The following is a 16503-nucleotide window of genomic DNA, read 5'->3' on the forward strand; positions in this document are numbered from 1 at the left end:
CGCATCAGCGTCCTGTTCGCCATGCTCCGCGACGGAACCTTCTACGAACCAAGGAACCCCCGAACCGCTTGACGAAGGACATAGAGGCACCCCCCCGAAGGGGGGTTGCCTCCCTCAGGGGGTGCGGGGCCGGTACCCGGGCGGTGCAGTGGCTGGGTCAGTCGGTCCAGGTGGCCTGGGTGGGGCCGTGGCTGTCCCCGGGCTGTCCGGCGGCCTGCGGGCCGCCGCCGTGGCCGGGGACGTGGTAGCCGCGCACCGGGTAGTAGCCGGTGCAGTCCGGGGTGCAGGGCTCCTCGACCTGGCCGAGGAAGTTACCGCCGCAGGCGCAGGTCTCCGACCAGGCGGTGACGACGAACGCGCCCGGGCGGGCACGCTCGGCGGCGGCCAGGCTGCGCAGGATCCGGCCGACCGGAACCTGCAGATGGCGCGGGGAAGAGACACAGGCAGACATCGACTCTCCAAAAAGAAGGGGTGGGAGCGGAAACGGCGGACACCGGACAGACCAGACCAGGAACGCCGGGGACGCCGGGGGTGCCGGACCGCCCCTCGAGGGGAGGGGGGCAGGGGCGGTCCGGCGGCCGGGCGGGCTCGACCGCACTGGGGGGAGGGTGCGGGAGCAACCCGTTCCGGCACGTCTGACACTGCCCCGGGCAGGGGCAAGCCCCACAACCCCCGGCCCCTCCCCCGCCGTCGGGGGCCGTGTCTGCGGCCTGCGTCCCGGGCCGACGCGGGCGTCCCGGGGCGGCGCGGGTGTCCTGGGTCGGCGCGGGCAGAGAGGTGTCTGGCCGGTGAGCCGCCCGGAGCCGGCGGCCGGACGCACGGCCCGGGCGCAGAGCGGGCCGGGCATCCGGGCATGGCGCGGCCCCCTTGGAACTGCTGCCATGCGGGCGGGGGTTCCAAGGGGGCGGGGATTCCAGGGGCGGGTGTCCGGTGGGGATGCGGGTGGCTGTTTTTTGCCGGTGCCGGTCCGCATCGGCGGGTGCGGGTCCAGCGGCCGCCGGTCAGTCGTCGTGGCTGTCGTCGCCGAGGGGCCAGTCGTGCCAGCGCCACAGGCCGCCGATGAGGTAGCGGCCGTCGGTGCCGGGTTCGATCAGGTGTGCCGGGCGGCCGGGTCCGGTGCCCGGGCGGGGGGCGGCGGCGATGAGCAGGGCGTCGCCCTGCCAGCGGCAGGTCAGGTGGCGGCCGGCGTGGGTGGCGGGCAGGTCGCGGGTGATCTGCTCGGCCGTGGTGCGGGTGACGCTGATCGCCTCCCACGGCCCCCAGCCACGGGAGACGGGCAGGGCCTCGTAGGGGCCGTGGGTGTCGTCGAGGGCGAACAGGTCCGAAAGCGGCGGCACGGAGTCCGGGGGCGGGAAGCGGGCGGCGGTAGCGGCGGGGACGATCGCGACGGGCTCGTTACGGAAGACCAGGGTGCAGTCGGTGCGGTCGTCGGCTTCGGCCAGGCACAGGTACCGGTCCGCGCCGACACCGTAGGTGTCGTTGTCCTGGCACTGCCGGCACCGCGACGGGACGGGACAGCGGCCGCGGGGACGGGGGCGGGCGGTGAACGCCTCCTCGAGGTGCAGGGCGTGACGGCGGCCGGGCCCGTCGGTGAACAACGCCACCACCACATCCCCCGCGGCGACCAGCCGGGCCGGGACGACAGTGATGTGGGAGCTGTCCATGCCCTGGGGCAAAGGCCGGTAGCGGCCGGTGAGAGTCGGTAGGGGCCGGTCGGTGACGATGAACCGGTCGGTGCTGCCGGGGATGGACAGGGTGTGCTCGGGCACGGTGGGGGCCTCTTTCGTGAGTCGCGGGCGGTGGCGGGGAGCGACGCGCGGGTCCGGTGGCCGGGACGCGCCGCGGGGAAGGGGTGCCGGGCCGCCCCAGGGGGCGGGGGCAGCCCGGCGGCCGGGGGGCTCGACCGCACAGTGGAGGGGGATGGTGTGCGGGAGTGCCTCCCGGCACCGCCGACACTGCCCCAGCCGGGGGCAAGCCCCGCAATAGGACTCGAGACAGGGGCGCCCCCCCCGGCCGGGGGCTGTGGAGGCAGCGGGGCGGGAGGCGAGAACGCGCTCCCCTTGCGGGCCCACACCTGGGTCGGAGTCGCCGGCATGCGGGCCGTGGCTTCGTTGGTGAGAACGGAGAGCGAAGGTCCATGGGGCCTGGCCTCGGTTCTTGATCGAGACCGCGAGGAATGCTGGTGAGAACTGGCAGCACTCGGAGGGCTCGGCTCAGGTGTGTCGGCGTCGACGGACATAATTCGGCTGTGGACCTGAGACCGGAGTTGTTGCCCCCGTCTGTGAGTCGGCAGCGGGTGGGTGAGCTGTCCGCCGAGGTGGAGCGGATCGCTGGCCTGCTGGAAGCCCGCCCGGAGGCGGCGGGCGAGGCGATCTCGGCCTTCAACGCGATGACTGGGCACGATTACGAGGCTCTCGACTTCGCTGAGTACTACGGCAGCAGGAGCCTGGAGGAGTTCGCGAGGGAGGCGGCCCGACCGGCTCGCCCCGTGGTCGCGGACATCACCCGGGACGAGCTCGTCGAGATCGTTCGCAGGCTTCTGAGGGCCGCCCCGGAGAGCGACTGGTATCTGCGGCTCCTGGAGGCGAACGTCTTGCATCCCCGGGTGAGCGACTTGGTCTTCCACCCCTCGGACGCCTCTATGGGCGCGTCTGCGGAGCAGATTGTCGACGAGGCGCTGAAGTACCGACCGATCGCGCTGTGACCCGCAGCGGAGGCCAGCCCGCCGTGGCCTGCTGTTCGGTGCCGGCGGGGGTGGCGGCGAGTCGGTGGGAGTCGGAAGCCGCGGGCCGCAAGCGCGTGGCGCTGCGAGGAGGTGCGAGCCGGAACAGCGGAGCGCTACGAGCAAGATGCTGCAAGCGGGGGGCCGGGACGCGGCTGGCGCGCCCCGGCCGTGCAGTGCTGCTACTCCTCGAGAGGAGCGGAGATGTTGAGCGCCCGGAGGACTGCGTTCAGGATCGCCTCGGGGTCGGCGCCTTCTTCGCGTGCGGTGCTTTCGATGGCGTGCCGGGCGGCGTGATGCTCGAGGGAGGTGAGTACGCGGCGGCATGGTGCCGCGTCGGCGGGCGGAGTGAGGCGCAGACGCACCAGCCGGTAGGTGTCGTAGTGGTCGGTCTCCAGGTACCGGTCCACGCTCCAGCCTTCGGTCTGGAAGAGGTCCGCCCAGTCGGCCAGGATGCGTTCGTTCAGTGCCCGTTCCTTGGCCCGGACGTGCTTGGCCGGGGCGGGGGCAGCTTCCCACCGGTAGGTCAGGACGACCTGGCTGGTGAGCGTGTGCGGGTCGAGACAGGCGCCGTTGCCGATGCAGCGACGGCCCCGGAAGGCCGCCAGGGGCTTGCACGCCTGCGTCAGCACACGGATCGCGGCATCGACCTGGGGGACGGTCAGGTTCTCGGCGAGTGCGCCATAGGCGACGGCGGGGTGGGCGGTGGTACTCATGACGGGTGTTCTCCCTTGCTGCGGGGTCGAGTGCGGAAGGGGCCGGGGATCGAGCCCTGGGCCCCGGGTCAGGCGCCCGGGCGCGGTGAGGCTGCGGACGTGGCGCGCGGTGCCAGTGGCCGGGTGGCCGTGAGGGTGAGGTGCCGGGCCGCCCAGGGAGGGTGGGGCGGCCGGCCCGACGGCCGGAGGCTCGACCGCATCTGGGGGTGCGGGAGCATCCCTGCCGGCCACGCCGACACTGCCCCGACCGGGAGCAAGCCCCGCAACACCCGGCCCATGCCCGGCGCGGGCCTTGGCGGTGCGTGGCCGGGTCGACGCGACACAGGCCGCGGCGGGCCGATCTCGGCAGGCACGGCCGGACGGACCTGCCGGGCGCGCTGCCACCGACGTCACAAGCAAGGTCGCGAGTCCGCGCCACCGGCAAGGCATACGCACGGCCGGCCCACCCTAGGTAGGGCACCGGGCCCCGACGCACGAAGCTCCCAGCGGCTGAGGCCCATCCCGGGCTTGTCAGACCCGCTCCATAAGCTGCGACGCATGAGTATGAACGGGGAGTACCTGCGCGTCACGCCTGCGGAACTGGACCGGTCCCTCAAGGATCCCGAATGGGCCCTGGATCTCGCCGAGGCAATTCAGGACGCGCAGGAGGAGCAGGAGCCAGCCCCACACGAGGCGCGGCACTTCACCACCCATAAGACATGGGATCTGCTCGGCTTCCTTCTGCGGCGCTCGGCCTTCCCGGTCGACATCGTCCATGGCGAGGAACTCCTCGCCGTGGACGACTGGGGCTACGGGCCGCCGCAGTATCTGACTCCGGACCGGGTCCGGCTGGCTGCAGACACCCTTCAGCAGACGACCTACGACCAGCTCATCGCGGGGGTCGATCCCTTCGAACTTGCCGAGGCCGACATCTACCCCCAGATCTGGGACTCGCCCGCCTCACTGGATTGGGCCCGCGATCTGTTGACTCCCCTGACCGAGTTCTTCCAAGGTGGCGCATCCGCCGGGCACGCGATGCTGATCTGGCTCGACTGAGCCACCTGCGGCGGTCGGACGTTGAACAACCAGCTCAGCTCCTCGGGGGCGTTACCAGGGTCACCTGGCCTGTCCAGGACCGCCTTTCCGGAGCTGAGCCCCACGTCACTTCGGCATCGGCGCCGTGGAAGTCCTGCGCGAGGGCCGTCACCATGGCTTTTGCTGCTGTCCGCGCCTCGGCTGGGTCGGCGCTGGCCGGCACGTCGGCGAGACGCCCGCACAGTGTTCCGCCCTCTTCCGTGGCGACCCTGTAGCGCCAGCCGTCCGGCGTCGTCAGCAGGGTGATGTTCTTCGGCCTGCCGAAGGGGGCCCGCTGCTTCGTCCGTTGCCGTCTCACCATGAAGCCATCCAACCTCGTGAGCGCGTGTACGCGAAGGGCCGTGCTGGCTCTCCTGGTGGCGTATCCGGGTGCACGCGGGGGGGACCCGGCACTGCGGGCGCGGGACCGGGAGCGGTGGCTGCGGGGCGGCCCGGCCGGCCGGGGGCTCGACCGCACAGTGGAGGGGGATGGTGTGCGGGAGCGCCTTCCGGCAGCACCGACACTGCCCCATCTGGGGGCAAGCACGGCAACCGGCACGGCCGGCGCGCAGCAGCGGACGCGGCAGAGCCACGCGCGCGGGACGGCGGGCATGACGCAGCCCCGACCCGGGGGCGGGTCGGGGCTGCGAGACCAGAACGTGAGCTGATGGCGGCAACTGCGAAGGTGCTTGCAGGCAGGCGGTGTTGCTCGGCTTCGTGCGGGAGGCCGATGTGGTACTGCTCAGACTCGGTGGTCAGCGAGTTCGACCATGCGGTCAGGGTCTCGAAATCGGCGGGCAGCAGTCCGCGTCGGGGGTCGACGTGGTGCAAAAGTGCCGGACCGTCGTGGTGCAGGGCCACGTACTCACGGTCCAGGTCAGTCACGTCGTCGTCTATCCATGCGAAAGGGCGTCCAGCGACGTAGTCCACGACGGGGCCGGTCTTCCAGAAGACCGAAGGTGCAGGCTTCCAGTACGGGCTCGATGCCGTCTTCGGTCCCTCCGGCCAGGAGATACAGGGAAGTTCAGGCAGTCCGAGGGGCGGGCCGATCCACTCGTTGGCTTCGTGCGCCCACGTCGTGGCCCAGACCAGATCGAACGGAAGTGCGACATCCCATGAGTTCCTCTGAGCCCCGCTGAGTGCTTGCCCCGGTGGCCAGGGTGTTCTGTCTCCTTGGGGTGTTCTTGGAGCTGGTGACGTAACTTCAGGATTCTTGAAGCGTTCTCACTTCGTCCGATCGATCGGTGATCGGGGTGAAGGCGAGGAGGCTCGGGTTGGCGCTGGCAGCCGTACGCGATCTGCGCGAGTTCCGCGATCCGGTCTCGGCGGAGGAACTGGAGCAGTTCGAGACCGACGTGCTCGCCGGGTTCGTCCTCGCGCGGGCTTCGGCAGGGCTGGCGGACGGCACCATCCGCGGGGACGTCGGGCACCTGGACCAGATGCGGGCCTGGTTCGGCCAGCCGCTGTGGGATATGGAGCCGGCCGATGCCGACGGGTACTTCGGGAAGGTGCTGCTGGGCTCGCCGAGCGGCACCCGGCTGGCCCGCGCGCAGGCGCTGACCACGTACTTCCTGTTCCTGGAGCTGCGGCACAAGGTCGAGATCCACCGGATGACCGGGCGGGTCGTCGAGTGCCCGATCGACGAGATGAACCGCCCGCGGGGATCCAAGGACGCCGCCCTGCGGATCCCGCCGACCGAGCCGGAGATCAAGACACTGTTCACCGGCTGGGGCGGCGAGCTGGCAACCTGCCGCAAGTTCGCACCCACCGCGCGGAACTACACCGCATCGAAACTGATGTCGCAGGTCGGACTCAGGGTGAGCGAGGCATGCAAACTCGACCTGGCCGACATCAAGTGGGACCTGGGCCGCTTCGGCAAGCTCCATGTCCGCCACGGCAAAGGCGCCCGCGGCTCGGGCCCGCGCGAGCGGATGGTGCCACTGATCAACGATGCCGACCGCACGCTGCGGTGGTTCATCGAGGACGTGTGGGGCCAGTTCGACGACGACCACACCCGACCCGGAGCCCTGCTGTTCCCCTCCGAGCGCAAGAACACCGACAGCTCCTCGCGCCGCGTCGGCGACGACGCCTTGCGCAACGGTCTGGCCACCGCGGCGAAAGCCCATCTGCCCGGCTGGGCCGACACGCTGACGCCGCACGTCCTGCGGCACTTCTGCGCGTCCGAGCTCTACCTCGGAGGTCTTGATCTGCTCGGGATCCAAGAAGTCCTCGGACACTCCTGGATCGCCACCACGATGCGGTACATCCACGTCCAGCAGACCCGGGTCGAGGACGCCTGGGTGACCGGGCAGCAGCGGGCCGCGAAGCGGCTGGAAGGACTGATGGGATGAAGTGGAACCTGCGGCTGACCGCCGCGAACAAGGGGATCTGGAAGGCCTCCGAGCTCCAGCGGAGCCTGGCCGAACACGGCTTGGTGATCTCGGCCGGGAAGATGTCCGGCCTGTGGTCGGGCCAGCCGGTCTCCCTCAAGCTGGAGGACCTGGACGTGATCTGTGTCGTGCTCGGCTGCGAGATCGGCGATCTGCTGATTCCCGAGCCAGGGAAAGTAACCCGCCCAGGTCAGCAGGCTGGAGTCCAGGAGGCTACGACCGGCTCGATGGTGGCCCCGGCCGTCGTGCCCAAGCGCCGCAACGGCCGTTCCCTGCCGCCGATGTGACCTGGTCACCACCATCATGGGGAAGATCAGTGAGAACAAGCCGGCGGCCTCCTGCTCGGGCTGTTTCGCCTGGGGGCAGCTGCCCGGCCGGTTCTGCCGCGGCTGCTATACCTACGGCCAGCAACACGCCGTCGGCGAGTGCGTCGGCTGCCGGCGGCAGGTTCCGGTCGATGACAAGCACGGCTACTGCCGCCTCTGCCGGGCTCAGGCGACCTGGGCGATCAAGGCCAGCGGCAAGGCTTCGGTGATCGAGCCGTACCTCCGGCAGGTGACCTGCCAGCAGCTGTTCTTCGCGAACCTCCAGCGGCCCAAGAACGGAGGGCCCCGGGTCGACAAGGCCGGGCGGCGCGTGCTGAAGCCGCCACCGGTTCCCGAACCACACCGCGTGATCACCACGACGCAACTGACGCTGTTCACTGCCACTCGGGACTTCCGCCGGTTCGACCGGGAACTCCATGCCGACCTGGCCAACCCCTGGCTGGTCCGGGCCCGGCAGGCCGCTCGGGCGCTGGGAGAGTCCCGCGGCTGGAGCCGCTGGATCGCCAGCGATGTGAACCGAGCCCTGGTCATCGTGCTGTCCGGCTTCCGCGACGGCGAGTCGATCCGGTACTCCGAACTCTTCCCGGCCCTGCGAGTCCGAGGGCTTCCGGTCGTGCGGACTGCCGAAGTCCTCGACTGTCTCGGCCTGTTCGCCGACGACCGGGCCCCCGCCGTCGACCGGTGGCTGGAACGGAAACTCGATGGGATGCCCACGGGCATTCATCGCGCCGTCGAAGCCTGGGTTCGCACTCTCCTCGACGGTGGCCCCCGGTCTGAGCCTCGCTCCCGGCATACGGCATGGGCCTACCTGGGGGAAATCCAGCCGGTGCTGCTGGAGTGGTCCAGCCGCTACGACCACCTGCGAGAGGTCACCCGGGAGGACATCATCGCGGTCCGGGAGGCCGCTACCGGCAAGCAGCGCGAGAACCGGATCGTTGCCCTGCGGTCACTGTTCCGGCACGCGAAGAAGAACGGCCAGATCTTCCGCAATCCCACGATCCGCATCCGTGTCCCCCGGCAGACCGGCGGCGTCCTCCAAGCCCTCGTCCAGGCGGACATCGACGAGGCCATCGCCGCAGCCAGCACCCCGGACGCCCGGCTCATCGTCGCCCTGGCCGCCGTTCACGCGGCACGGCCGAAGATGATCCGCACCATGCAGTTGGAGGACGTCGACCTGGGCAACCGGCGCATCACCGTCGGCGGCCACGTCCGCCCGCTCGACGACCTCACCCGTCGTGCTGTCCTGGACTGGCTCGGCCACCGACACAGCCGTTGGCCGAACACGGCCAACCCCCACCTGCTGATCACCCAGAAGACCGCCGTCGGACTCGGCCCGGCTGGCAAGCTCTGGACCACCCGGGCCACCCGCAACCTCACCGCCACCCTGGAACGGCTCCGCGTTGACCGTCAGCTCGAAGAGGCCCTCACCCATGGCGCCGACCCCCTCCACCTCGCACTCGTCTTCGGCATCGACGAGAAGACCGCCATCCGCTACGCGGACTCAGCACGAGCGCTTCTGGGCGAAGAAGCCGAGCAGGCATCGCAGTGAAACCCGCTCGACCTGCTTAACCCCATGACGAGATCATGGCCCCATGCCGTCGACCGAATCAGCCGCCCGCGAGCTTCAGGAACGCGCCGTTCTCTGGAGCATGGGCGAGATCCGCGCAACCGACGTCGTCACCGCTGCCTGTGATGCACTCGTTGCCGGCCTCGACAGTCCTGCCCTACGGATCCTGGCCGCGTGCACGCGCGCGGAGGCGGACTACGACGTCCCCGGCCTCCTTCCCCCGGCACTCGACGAACTGGGCCTCACCTTCCACCCAGCGGGCAGCGTTGCCGGACAGGAAGCCGCGGCGCGAGCACTTGCCGCCCGGATGCTGGCCGGCGAACTGACGCCACGCGAACTGGCCTTCAGGATCCATCAGCGCTTCGGGCACGAGCTGCCTCTGGCCGAGCAACTCGCCAACCTGGACGACGACTACGACGTCCTCGAATACGGCGACAGAACACAGGCGCAGGTCGACGCTGATGTCACGGCTGAAGCTCTTCGACTCACGCAGCACCCTCGTGTTCCAACCGAACCCACGGGTCTACCGACCTGAAGCAGACCGGTGCACCCGTGGGTTCAGGCTGAAGGACCTTCGGTTTCCTTGAACCCACGGGGATCACGGCCCTGTTCTCCCGAAGCTGCCGCGAAGTGACAAGTAACTCAGCATGTCGTTAGGGCCTTGGCTTCTGTGCGAGGTTCAGGAACCTCACTGCCGGTGAGGTCGGCGAAGTCGGCGTGGGCCTGTTCGATGGCTTCGGGGTACGCCGCCCGTTTCTCGTGCTCGGCGAGCGCCCGGTAGATGCTCGCCACCGAGGGGTTCTGTCCCTTGCGTTTGCCGGTGGGGATGATCAGGTCGGGCTGGATCTTCTCGACCGACTCGCCGTTCGCGGCGCCGTAGCACGGTGTGCAGCATGTCCTCGGTGATGACCGGGGGCCGGCCGCCGTGCTTGCCCTTGCGGGCCGCGGTGTCGAGTCCTTCGAGGGTCGACTCGCGGATGTTCTCCCGCTCGGTCTCCGCCATCGCGGCGAAGAAGGCGAACAGCAGCCGGCCGTGACCGGTGGGGCCGTAGATCCCGGCCAGGGGTCCGGCGAGCATCTCCAGGACCAGGCCGTGGGCGGCGAGGTGGTCGGCGAGCGCGGTCAGCTCGGCGGCGTCCCGCCCGAGGCGCTTCATCTCGTAGACGGTGAAGATGACCCGGCAGTGCGGGGCGTGTGCCTTGACCTCCCGGGCCGTCCTCAGCGCCTCCTCGAACCTCGGGCGGGCCCGTACCCGGGTGCTGATCTTCTCGGCGAAGATTTTGTCCCTGGGGATGCCGTGTTTGCTGAGCGCGTCGAGCTGGGAGTCGAGTTCCTGCCCGAGGGTCGAGCCGCGGGCGTAGCCGATGTGGATGTCCGCGCTCGGCAGCAGGAGCCGCCCGGCGACGACCTCGTCAAGAGAACCTGACCAGTCAGTTGCCTCCGGTTATCGGTCGAGAACCTGACACGTGCTGGCCACTCATCCGGTTCTACGTGAGCATGCTGTGTACCCGGGCGTAGGCCCGACGACCGTGAACCGAAAGGTGTTCTGATGAAGCGTGTGTTAGCCAGTGCGTTCGCGATGCTGGCCCTGTCTGGTGCGGGCCTGGTGACGTCTGCGTCGTCTGTATCGGCGGCTCCGCAGGACGCGGCCGCGCTGTCATGCCAGAAGGTGTTCGATGACGGAAACACCGCGGGCATCAAGTGCACGGGCGGCACCTTCGTGGGGTGGGCCAAGTGCGCGAACGGATCGAGGGCGCAAGGTGCGGCCGCAGCGTCCGGCACTACCTCGTACGCCTACTGCACCTCCTACAACTCACGCCTGGCCACGCCCCGCCAATGGGGCGGAATTCAGGTGGCCTGAGCCTCCAGGCGAAGGGATCAAGGCTCTGATCTGGAGTGATTCGGAAGATCTGAGCCAGGTTGCACCCTGCGCATCGCGACCTCGCTGACCGGGGCCGCACCGCTCAACCTCAAAGCGGCGCTGGACGCCCGCTGGACGGGACGGAGATCCGCCTCGTCCAGCGGGCGATCACGCAGGCGACCACCGGCGAGGAAGGCTGACGCTCCGGACGGCAACAGCGCTGAATACCGGGGTGGCAACGGGCCTGAGCTGCGCGTTATCCAGCCCGTAGCCGGGCGGCCTGCTGGGCTGCCCGGCGGCTCCCGGTTGGGGTTCGCCCGGCGGGCTCAGGCCCGCGTCCTGGGCGGCGCCGACCGCCTACAGTAGTCGGGGTGCCGTTAACGAGCGGCGAACCAGGTGACAAGTAACCCGCCAGTAGCTTTCGGATCGAAGGGGCGCATGAGCTGGTCCGTCCGCGACGTCCGGGCACTTCCCCTGTCCGGCTGATCCGCCGGGTTCCGCACCCGTACGCTCCAGAGCCATGACAACGACCGTCACCGCCCTGCCCACCGCCGAGCAGGTGAGCGCCCTCGCCGAGTTCGCCGCCGACCAGGTGCAGCAGACCGCCGACAAGCTCAAGCAGCGCCTGCCCGAACTTGCGGAGGAACCCCGTACCGCCGAAGCAGAGCTGATCCTGAGCGTCCCGGAGACCCTGGGCAAGACCATCAACCACTACGCCCGTCTGCACCGCCGCTCCGGGCGCAAGGCCGAACGCTTCCTGGCCTTCGCCGGCATCGCCGCCGCCTGATCTGTTACCGCAGGCTGGCAGCCTGACCGGCGAGACCTCCGAACTGGGATGATCCTGTCGCAAAGACGACACAAGCCAGCGAGGAACGCCATGACCGACTACCTGGCCGCCGCCATGGCGATGCTCGGCCCGGCCCAGAACCGTTACGCGGACCCCTCCGCCTGGGACCGGCTCCACGCAGAACTCGGCATCCGGCTGCCGGCCGACTATCAGACCCTTGTGGATGCATACGCTCCCATCCAGCTCAACGGCCACCTGTCCCTGCACCACCCCGCGACCGAACGCTGGAATCTGGGCCAGGAGATACGGGACACGATCCGCGCTTGGTCCGAGGTCTCCTGGGACGGCCTCGCCCCGGACGAGGACCCTCGCCTGCTGTTCGGTCTCCCGGAGTTGAGCTTCGGCACCCGCAACGGGCTGTGGCCGATCGCGAGCACCGACCGAGGCGAGACGCTGTTCCTCACGGCTGCGGACAATGCGGCCCCTGGGCTCCTGGTTGAAGACGGCGAAGGCGGCTGGGCCCGGTTCGAAATGAGCTTCGCAGAATGGCTCTACCGCTACTTCATCGGCGAAGACATGGCTGGCCCCCATACCTCCGCTTTCTACCCCGGCCCGGTACAGCTGCGCCGACTTCCGATGACCGCTGACGAACGGCCGGAGCCGTGGAGCGGACCGGACCGCGGTATGTGATCCTGCACGCCACAGCAGCCGCAGGCGCCCTCCCAGTCGTCCGGAGAACCAAACGAGACGACCCCTTAGGCCGTGTCCTACGTGGTGAGGCGTCGTTGAGCTCGTCATGGGGCGGGGTACGTGGAGTTGGATTGTTCCGGACGGGCTGTGGGAGATCGCGAAGCCGCTGCTCCCACCGTCGAAGGTGCGACCGCAGGGCGGTGGAACACAGGACATCCCTGATGAGACGCTGTTCGCCGCGATCATCTACGTGCTGGTGTCCGGCTGCGCCTGGCGTGCGTTGCCACCGTGCTTCGGCGTCTCGAAGTCGACCGCCCATCGGCGGTTCCTGATCTGGTCGAGAGCCGGCGTCTGGGGCCGGCTGCACGAAGCCGTGCTGCACCGGCTCGACGACGCCGGCCTCCTCGACGTCACCCGCGTCGTGCTCGACACCGCCCACGTCCGGGCTAAAAAAGGGGCGAACACACAGGTCCGAGCCCCGTGGACCGGGGCAAGCCGGGTTCCAAGATGCACATCCTGTCGGACGCGAACGGACTGCCCCTCCTCGTCGGCGTCTCGGCGGGTAACACCCACGACAGCGAAGGACTGAAGCCCATGGTGGAGGGTCACCAAACGAGACACGACCCCCACCGCGGCCGGTACTTCAAGCCCCAGCGCCTGCACGCCGACAAGGCATACGACCGGGCTGATCTGCGCAGATGGCTCCGGGGCAAGCGCATCGGAGTGCGCATCGCCCGCAAGGGCATCGAGTCCAGCGGACGATTAGGGCGACGCCGCTGGGTCATCGAGCGGACGATGTCGTGGCTGTCCGGCTACCGCAGGCTCAGCCCCCGCTACGAACGCGATCCCCGCAACTACCTGGCTTTTCTCGGACTCGCCGCCACCTTGTGCTGCTACAAGCGACTCATCCGCCTCACCACGTAGGACACGGTCTACATCGACGACGTGGGCGTCTTCCTCGGCCTGGACGTCGGCAAGAGCGCCGACACGCACCCCTGCGAAGAGCTTCCGCAGCCCTCCGTGCCGCAGTACGTCCAGGTCGTCGATGGAGTCGGCGCCGGCGGCTATGCCGCCCACGATGCTCATCGCCTTCGCGTCGGGGACCGTGCCGACGCCGTTGGCCGCGCCAGTCAGTTTGACCTTCTCGGCCACCAGATCCGGCAGGCCGCACCGCTCGGCCAGCCGGATCACCGGGACCAGCCCGGCATGCGCGATGAGATTCGGTTCGTCGAACGCGGCAAACACCCGCGCCGGGCTGTGGGACGATTTCACTTGAGAGGTGCCTTGCAGGTCGGGACCGGTGGAAGCGTAGGAACTCCCATCATCCCAGGCCAGCGGGCACCTCTTCTGTTCTCTCCGTCCACAGCCCGTCCGCTACGCGGTGGATCGAGGCCAGTCACAGCTGAAGGCCTGCAACTATTTCTAACTGAAGCTACTTACATCTTACATTGAGCGATGAAACTAGCTCCCGCTGATCTTTGTGAGGTAACCCTCCCCTACGCGCTTTCTGTACAGAGGCGCCGAAGAAGGGATTACTCGGCCTGCAAGCTCGGACTCCAGGATTAGACTATCGACAACACCCGGAATCTCACTTTTCCCGTAAAGGATGACCGAATCCCAGTCGTCAGCATCTGTGACGCCGTGGATATCACCGACCAAAGCGCGCGTCTGCGTGGGAACGTTTTCCATCGCGTGTGTGATGGCAGCTTCAACCACACCGATCTCCGTAAAGTCCAGCCCATCCAACCAAAATGTCTGGATTTCGCATCCCAGCGGCTCGTGCGTGAACTCGCTTACAACGTTGACGTTGGGCGATAGCCACCAATTCACCGACACGGAGGGCACCCTGAGAGCGAGGAGGCCCGCAAGCGCGTCAATTTCGACAGGGACGTCGTCGCCGTCGACGTTGATCACGGTCGCTGAACCAGTTGACGGATGCCTGATGGTGATGCCGCAACGAGCAAACGCAACTGCTTGCTGCGAGAAAGCTGGGATTTTTCCCGACTCTCGATACCAGCGGATGAATCGATCTCCCATTTTCACTCTTCCGGCATGTTGAAGGTGTGAACGTTATTCTCACCGAACACCTTGCGAGCCTGATTGATTGCGCTTTCGGGTGTATTGGAGGCATCTAGATAGTACATGCCGCGCACACCGGCCTCATCCGCGGCATACTTGTTTATCTTGAGGGCTTTCCCGAACTTTGCAGGGTTAGCCGCCTTTGCTCCGCCACCCACAAAAACGTACTCTCCGTTCGGTCCGATCACGTCCAGCCCACTTGCGCCAACATTGGGCATGACTATCTTGATGTCCTGGCCCTTTTCGTCCTTCGCCACGATGCCACCGATGAGCCTGGCCACGTGCTCTTCTCTCCGGAGGCCCAAGGCCTGAGCTTCAACTCCCTTAGCGGCTCGAAGTGCAGCAGCACCTGCTGTGCCAGATCCAACTATCGCGCTTCCGCCGGATGCACCGCCAGTCGCCACTTCTGCAATTTCTGCGGCGCATACTGGAGCCGCAGCCAGACACCCTCCGCCAAACGTCACGGCTACCGGAGAAAGGATCACAGCCGTTGACAATCCCACGACTGCGCCCAACACAATCTTTTGCCACGTTGCGAGTTTCGGCTTGTCTGGCAGGTCGTGGGCGCTCGCGGAGTAGTGGGGATTCGTGCCCATGGCCCAGCAAGAACGGCACTGCGATCCGTCACGACGTTCAGGCTTGGGATCGGGTCCCTTCTTAAGCACGACCCTTGCAGAAGTGTAGCCAGCGTCCGTGCGGACGGTCACGGTCATGGTGCCGCTACCGGTTCCTCCGCCCTTCTTCTGATACTGGAAGGTCTGGGTGTAGGTCTGCGTGGAGTGGTAGGTCCAGCCCCCGCCCCGGCCAGGCGTCAGCCAGTCCCGATAAGTGCCGCCCTTGCCGTCGCTGCAACCACGCTCACACATTCCGATGGGGCGAAGACCTGTGGGGTCAGACTTTGTGACGGGGGTGTTGTTGGCGTACGCGTAACCGTTGAGGGACTCATGATCGTCGGGGGCGAGAACTGGGTCGGCAGAGAGGAAACGCCCGATGGTCGGGTCGTACTCGCGGGCGCCGATGTGTGTGAGGCCTGTTCCGACGTCGGCAGGTTTTCCGAGGAATCCCTTGTCGTCGGGCCACGTAGTGGGTGCAGCTCCGCGGGTTTCACCGAAGGGCTTGGTGTAGCGGCGGGTTACGGCTTGGGTAGTGGCGTCCACTGTCATCGAGGCGGTGCCGTGGTGGTCATCGACCATCCAGGACAGGCCATTCTCTGTGCGGACGGCGGTAGCATCGCCAGCCGGGTAGTAGCGCTGGGCGCTGAACTTCTTGGCTGCCGTGTCGTAGTGGAGTTCCTGACCGCTGAGGTAGAGGACGGTCTTCTCGGGGCCGCGGCGGATCAGGAGTTCGCCGTTGGCGTCGTAGAGGTAGTCGGTGGTCTTGGTGCCGTCGGTGAGGCGGACGAGTTCTCCTTCAATGTCCCAAGCAAGGCTCTGAACGGCGCCGGTCGGGCTGTAGCGCTTAGTGGTGTTGCCCTGCTCGTCGTAAGTGAGTGCCTGGGCAGTACCTCCCCCTGCGGTGACAGACGTCAGGGTGTGTGGCTGGCCGGTACCGGAGGCATTGACGGCGGGGTAGCCGTAGACGGTCTTGGCGTCACCGGTGGGCTTGTGTTCGGTCTGGGTGGCGCGGAGCCCTCCGGGCTTGTAGCTCCAGCTGGTCCAGTACGGGGCTGGGCCGCCGAGGGCGCTGGTCGAGCGTGCGGTGGTGCAGTCGTTCGACGCTGGAGTCCAGGCTTCGGTGAGACGGCGGTAGCCGTCGTAGGCGAAGCACTGGGTGTCCTTGCTGCCCGCCTTGTCGGTGATCGATGTGACGTTGCCGGTGGTGTCGTAGAGGTAGTCGACGTCGCTGGTGTAGCCGGCGTTGGTCTGGTCGACGGTGTGGGTGTTCGCCAGGCGGCGGGTGCCGTCCTCATAGCGATTCAGGATCTGCAGTTGCTTGGCGCCCGTGGAGGTGCCAAGACGGGTCTCCTCGATCTCGCCGTACGGGGAGTAGCCGATGTTCTGCACGTAGTCGGTCATGCCGTCAGTGCCGGTGAGCATGCCGAGGCCGTTGTAACTGTTAACGACGGTCTCGGCAGGTAGGCCTGCTGCTGCCGGCATCGAGGTGGACTGGACGGTGCCGTCGATGTTGTACGTGGTGGAAGTGGTGAAGGTCTGGGGCGCGTCGGCGGTGACCAGTGGATCGCTGGCGGCGATGACGGTCTTGGTGCCCTTGGGCCGGCTAGGGTCTGTTGCGAAAGTGGATCTTGTTCGTTGATGATCACGTCCTGTGGGACGTGGGGATCTGACGAATGGCCAGTGGGCCCGGCTTGAGCC

Annotated in this window: 16 protein-coding genes and 2 pseudogenes; 10 read left to right on the top strand and 8 right to left on the bottom strand. The window is 68.0% G+C overall.

From position 1 onward, the window contains the following. Positions 1–157 precede the first annotated feature (157 nt). Together ACZ4V6_RS35795 and ACZ4V6_RS35800 are read right to left on the bottom strand one after the other, a co-directional pair. Positions 158–451: a hypothetical protein gene (locus tag ACZ4V6_RS35795; RefSeq protein WP_467835349.1), complete on the bottom strand. Its 294-nt coding sequence runs from the start codon at positions 449–451 to the stop codon at positions 158–160. Between the two features lie 550 nt (positions 452–1001). Next, positions 1002–1769, bottom strand: coding sequence for a hypothetical protein (locus ACZ4V6_RS35800; RefSeq protein ID WP_467835351.1), 768 nt, complete (start codon positions 1767–1769; stop codon positions 1002–1004). Between the two features lie 479 nt (positions 1770–2248). On the opposite strand from ACZ4V6_RS35800, the gene ACZ4V6_RS35805 reads away from it, so the two are divergent. Continuing rightward, a complete protein-coding gene (locus ACZ4V6_RS35805; protein ID WP_467835352.1) occupies positions 2249–2704 on the top strand; it encodes a hypothetical protein in 456 nt (151 codons plus the stop codon). Between the two features lie 200 nt (positions 2705–2904). Here the strand turns inward: ACZ4V6_RS35805 and ACZ4V6_RS35810 are convergent, their stop codons facing one another. After that, on the bottom strand, positions 2905–3438 hold the full coding sequence (locus ACZ4V6_RS35810; protein ID WP_467835354.1) for a hypothetical protein: 534 nt from the start codon (positions 3436–3438) through the stop codon (positions 2905–2907). A gap of 537 nt (positions 3439–3975) precedes the next feature. Between ACZ4V6_RS35810 and ACZ4V6_RS35815 the strand changes: the two genes are divergently transcribed. From ACZ4V6_RS35815 to ACZ4V6_RS35835, 5 genes are all read left to right on the top strand, one after another. Continuing rightward, complete coding sequence (locus ACZ4V6_RS35815) at positions 3976–4473, top strand: YfbM family protein (protein WP_467835356.1); 498 nt, start codon at positions 3976–3978, stop codon at positions 4471–4473. Between the two features lie 1292 nt (positions 4474–5765). After that, entirely contained in the window at positions 5766–6842 is a 1077-nt protein-coding gene (locus ACZ4V6_RS35820; protein WP_467835358.1) for a tyrosine-type recombinase/integrase, read from the top strand. Then, positions 6839–7168, top strand: a complete 330-nt coding sequence (locus ACZ4V6_RS35825; protein WP_467835361.1) for a helix-turn-helix domain-containing protein — start codon at positions 6839–6841, stop codon at positions 7166–7168. Before ACZ4V6_RS35820 ends, ACZ4V6_RS35825 begins: the two co-directional genes overlap by 4 nt. 16 nt (positions 7169–7184) lie before the next feature. Continuing rightward, positions 7185–8756, top strand: coding sequence for a hypothetical protein (locus ACZ4V6_RS35830; protein ID WP_467835362.1), 1572 nt, complete (start codon positions 7185–7187; stop codon positions 8754–8756). Positions 8757–8799: 43 nt separating this feature from the next. Then, the gene (locus tag ACZ4V6_RS35835; RefSeq protein ID WP_467835365.1) at positions 8800–9309 is read left to right on the top strand and encodes a hypothetical protein; all 510 of its coding nucleotides are present in this window, start codon (positions 8800–8802) and stop codon (positions 9307–9309) included. A 107-nt stretch (positions 9310–9416) separates the two neighbouring features. Here ACZ4V6_RS35835 and ACZ4V6_RS35840 read toward each other — a convergent pair whose 3' ends face one another. Both ACZ4V6_RS35840 and ACZ4V6_RS35845 read right to left on the bottom strand, forming a co-directional pair. Beyond that, on the bottom strand, positions 9417–9566 hold the full coding sequence (locus tag ACZ4V6_RS35840) for a hypothetical protein (protein WP_467835366.1): 150 nt from the start codon (positions 9564–9566) through the stop codon (positions 9417–9419). Between the two features lie 193 nt (positions 9567–9759). Beyond that, a pseudogene (locus ACZ4V6_RS35845) lies at positions 9760–10164 on the bottom strand (recombinase family protein); the annotation flags it as partial. A gap of 159 nt (positions 10165–10323) precedes the next feature. On the opposite strand from ACZ4V6_RS35845, the gene ACZ4V6_RS35850 reads away from it, so the two are divergent. The 4 genes from ACZ4V6_RS35850 to ACZ4V6_RS35865 all read left to right on the top strand — a co-directional run bounded on the left by ACZ4V6_RS35850 (position 10324) and on the right by ACZ4V6_RS35865 (position 13036). Then, positions 10324–10635 (top strand): hypothetical protein, encoded by a 312-nt coding sequence (locus tag ACZ4V6_RS35850; protein ID WP_467835369.1) that lies wholly within the window; start codon positions 10324–10326, stop codon positions 10633–10635. 520 nt (positions 10636–11155) lie between these two features. Next, entirely contained in the window at positions 11156–11422 is a 267-nt protein-coding gene (locus ACZ4V6_RS35855; protein WP_467835370.1) for a hypothetical protein, read from the top strand. A gap of 90 nt (positions 11423–11512) precedes the next feature. Then, positions 11513–12112, top strand: a complete 600-nt coding sequence (locus ACZ4V6_RS35860) for an SMI1/KNR4 family protein (RefSeq protein ID WP_467835371.1) — start codon at positions 11513–11515, stop codon at positions 12110–12112. Between the two features lie 106 nt (positions 12113–12218). Next, positions 12219–13036, top strand: a protein-coding gene (locus ACZ4V6_RS35865; RefSeq protein ID WP_467835374.1) for an IS5 family transposase whose coding sequence is annotated in 2 segments (ribosomal slippage) — positions 12219–12567 and positions 12567–13036 — 819 coding nt in all. Because the reading frame shifts where the segments join, the coding sequence is not laid out codon by codon here. A 75-nt stretch (positions 13037–13111) separates the two neighbouring features. Here ACZ4V6_RS35865 and ACZ4V6_RS35870 read toward each other — a convergent pair. The 3 genes and pseudogenes from ACZ4V6_RS35870 to ACZ4V6_RS35880 form a co-directional block, all read right to left on the bottom strand. Then, positions 13112–13384: pseudogene (locus tag ACZ4V6_RS35870) on the bottom strand (IS1380 family transposase); the annotation flags it as partial. Positions 13385–13573: 189 nt separating this feature from the next. Then, entirely contained in the window at positions 13574–14026 is a 453-nt protein-coding gene (locus ACZ4V6_RS35875) for a hypothetical protein (RefSeq protein WP_467835375.1), read from the bottom strand. Between the two features lie 125 nt (positions 14027–14151). Further along, positions 14152–16503 (bottom strand): RHS repeat domain-containing protein (locus tag ACZ4V6_RS35880; protein WP_467835378.1); only part of this gene is annotated, 2352 nt, incomplete at its 5' end.

Source organism: Streptomyces sp. NPDC029152 (assembly GCF_055564355.1).

Bases quoted from the DNA above. Each gene is read 5' to 3' on its own strand.
- ACZ4V6_RS35850 (WP_467835369.1), top strand. From the start codon at position 10,324: ATGAAGCGTGTGTTAGCCAGTGCGTTCGCGATGCTGGCCCTGTCTGGT.
- ACZ4V6_RS35810 (WP_467835354.1), bottom strand. From the start codon at position 3,438: ATGAGTACCACCGCCCACCCCGCCGTCGCCTATGGCGCACTCGCCGAG.
- ACZ4V6_RS35835 (WP_467835365.1), top strand. From the start codon at position 8,800: ATGCCGTCGACCGAATCAGCCGCCCGCGAGCTTCAGGAACGCGCCGTT.
- ACZ4V6_RS35830 (WP_467835362.1), top strand. From the start codon at position 7,185: ATGGGGAAGATCAGTGAGAACAAGCCGGCGGCCTCCTGCTCGGGCTGT.
- ACZ4V6_RS35795 (WP_467835349.1), bottom strand. From the start codon at position 451: ATGTCTGCCTGTGTCTCTTCCCCGCGCCATCTGCAGGTTCCGGTCGGC.
- ACZ4V6_RS35860 (WP_467835371.1), top strand. From the start codon at position 11,513: ATGACCGACTACCTGGCCGCCGCCATGGCGATGCTCGGCCCGGCCCAG.
- ACZ4V6_RS35855 (WP_467835370.1), top strand. From the start codon at position 11,156: ATGACAACGACCGTCACCGCCCTGCCCACCGCCGAGCAGGTGAGCGCC.
- ACZ4V6_RS35825 (WP_467835361.1), top strand. From the start codon at position 6,839: ATGAAGTGGAACCTGCGGCTGACCGCCGCGAACAAGGGGATCTGGAAG.
- ACZ4V6_RS35815 (WP_467835356.1), top strand. From the start codon at position 3,976: ATGAGTATGAACGGGGAGTACCTGCGCGTCACGCCTGCGGAACTGGAC.